Raw genomic sequence first — 3,103 nt, forward strand, 5'->3', positions numbered from 1 at the left:
GTTCCTTGAAAACTGGATAAAGACATCAAACAAGAAAGCAACAAACCGAGTGATCGCCACTTTAGTGATTCTTTAATGAATTACATGTTAAGAACTTTTTTGACCGCAAGACACAAGCAGCTCTAGAAAGCGAGATGCGCCGTGGATTGTGAGACAAAAATGGTTAAGTTAGAAAGGGCGCACGGTGGATGCCTTGGCACTAGGAGCCGATGAAGGACGGTACTAACACCGATATGCTTCGGGGAGCTGTAAGTAAGCATTGATCCGAAGATTTCCGAATGGGGAAACCCCGTATCCGTAATGGGATATGATCTTCCGCTGAATACATAGGCGGTTGAAGGCAGACCCAGGGAACTGAAACATCTAAGTACCTGGAGGAAGAGAAAGCAAATTGCGATTCCCTGAGTAGCGGCGAGCGAAACGGGATCAGCCCAAACCAAGAGGCTTGCCTCTTGGGGTTGTAGGACACTCTATACGGAGTTACAAAGGATGCAGGTAGATGAAGCGGTCTGGAAAGGCCCATCAAAGAAGGTAACAATCCTGTAATCGAAACGTGCATCCCTCCAGAGTGGATCCTGAGTACGGCGGAACACGTGAAATTCCGTCGGAATCCGGGAGGACCATCTCCCAAGGCTAAATACTTCCTAGTGACCGATAGTGAACCAGTACCGTGAGGGAAAGGTGAAAAGCACCCCGGAAGGGGAGTGAAATAGATCCTGAAACCGTGTGCCTACAAGTAGTCAGAGCCCGTTAATGGGTGATGGCGTGCCTTTTGTAGAATGAACCGGCGAGTTACGATTTGATGCAAGGTTAAGCTGATAAGGCGGAGCCGTAGCGAAAGCGAGTCTGAATAGGGCGATTTAGTATCAGGTTGTAGACCCGAAACCAGGTGATCTACCCATGTCCAGGGTGAAGGTGAGGTAACACTTACTGGAGGCCCGAACCCACGCACGTTGAAAAGTGCGGGGATGAGGTGTGGGTAGCGGAGAAATTCCAATCGAACCTGGAGATAGCTGGTTCTCTCCGAAATAGCTTTAGGGCTAGCCTCAAGTGTGAGAGTCTTGGAGGTAGAGCACTGTTTGGACTAGGGGCCCCCAACGGGTTACCGAATTCAGACAAACTCCGAATGCCAAAGACTTATCCTTGGGAGTCAGACTGCGAGTGATAAGATCCGTAGTCGAAAGGGAAACAGCCCAGACCACCAGCTAAGGTCCCCAAGTATCCGTTAAGTGGAAAAGGATGTGGGGTTGCTTAGACAACCAGGATGTTGGCTTAGAAGCAGCCACCATTTAAAGAGTGCGTAATAGCTCACTGGTCGAGTGACCCTGCGCCGAAAATGTACCGGGGCTAAACGGATCACCGAAGCTGTGGATGGAATCTCTTATGAGATTCCGTGGTAGGAGAGCGTTCTAAGGGCGGTGAAGTCAGACCGGAAGGACTGGTGGAGCGCTTAGAAGTGAGAATGCCGGTATGAGTAGCGAAAGAAGAGTGAGAATCTCTTCCACCGAATGCCTAAGGTTTCCTGAGGAAGGCTCGTCCGCTCAGGGTTAGTCGGGACCTAAGCCGAGGCCGATAGGCGTAGGCGATGGACAACAGGTTGATATTCCTGTACCACCAAACAATCATTTGAGTGATGGGGGGACGCAGGAGGATAGAGGATCGCGCTGTTGGATATGCGCGTTTAAGCAGTTAGGCTGGAAATGAGGCAAATCCCGTTTCCGTGAAGGCTGAGCTGTGATGACGAGGGAAATTTAGTACCGAAGTCTTTGATTCCACACTGCCAAGAAAAGCCTCTAGCGAGATTTAAGGTGCCCGTACCGCAAACCGACACAGGTAGGCGAGGAGAGAATCCTAAGGTGAGCGAGTGAACTCTCGTTAAGGAACTCGGCAAAATGACCCCGTAACTTCGGGAGAAGGGGTGCTCTGGTAGGGTGCAAGCCCGAGAGAGCCGCAGTGAATAGGCCCAGGCGACTGTTTAGCAAAAACACAGGTCTCTGCGAAACCGTAAGGTGAAGTATAGGGGCTGACACCTGCCCGGTGCTGGAAGGTTAAGAGGAGTGCTTAGCGCAAGCGAAGGTACGAATTGAAGCCCCAGTAAACGGCGGCCGTAACTATAACGGTCCTAAGGTAGCGAAATTCCTTGTCGGGTAAGTTCCGACCCGCACGAAAGGTGTAACGATCTGGGCACTGTCTCAACGAGAGACTCGGTGAAATTATAGTACCTGTGAAGATGCAGGTTACCCGCGACAGGACGGAAAGACCCCGTGGAGCTTTACTGTAGCCTGATATTGAATTTTGGCACAGCTTGTACAGGATAGGTAGGAGCCTTGGAAATCGGAGCGCCAGCTTCGATGGAGGCATTGGTGGGATACTACCCTGGCTGTGTTGAACTTCTAACCCTCACCCGTAATCCGGGTGGGAGACAGTGTCAGGCGGGCAGTTTGACTGGGGCGGTCGCCTCCTAAAGAGTAACGGAGGCGCCCAAAGGTTCCCTCAGAATGGTTGGAAATCATTCGTAGAGTGTAAAGGCATAAGGGAGCTTGACTGCGAGACCTACAAGTCGAGCAGGGTCGAAAGACGGGCTTAGTGATCCGGTGGTTCCGCATGGAAGGGCCATCGCTCAACGGATAAAAGCTACCCCGGGGATAACAGGCTTATCTCCCCCAAGAGTCCACATCGACGGGGAGGTTTGGCACCTCGATGTCGGCTCATCGCATCCTGGGGCTGTAGTCGGTCCCAAGGGTTGGGCTGTTCGCCCATTAAAGCGGTACGCGAGCTGGGTTCAGAACGTCGTGAGACAGTTCGGTCCCTATCCGTCGTGGGCGCAGGAAATTTGAGAGGAGCTGTCCTTAGTACGAGAGGACCGGGATGGACGCACCGCTGGTGTACCAGTTGTCTTGCCAAAGGCATCGCTGGGTAGCTATGTGCGGACGGGATAAGTGCTGAAAGCATCTAAGCATGAAGCCCCCCTCAAGATGAGATTTCCCACACGCAAGTGGTAAGATCCCTGAAAGATGATCAGGTAGATAGGTTCGAGGTGGAAGCATGGCGACATGTGCAGCTGACGAATACTAATCGATCGAGGACTTAACCAAATTTTATA

Annotated in this window: 1 rRNA gene; it reads left to right on the forward strand. The window is 51.7% G+C overall.

From position 1 onward, the window contains the following. The first annotated feature begins 161 nt into the window (after positions 1–161). Positions 162–3,095: ribosomal RNA gene (locus KP78_RS02815) — 23S ribosomal RNA — on the forward strand. The last annotated feature ends 8 nt before the right edge of the window (positions 3,096–3,103 follow it).

This window comes from Jeotgalibacillus soli (assembly GCF_000829435.1).
In the GTDB taxonomy this organism is placed as follows: domain Bacteria; phylum Bacillota; class Bacilli; order Bacillales; family Jeotgalibacillaceae; genus Jeotgalibacillus; species Jeotgalibacillus soli.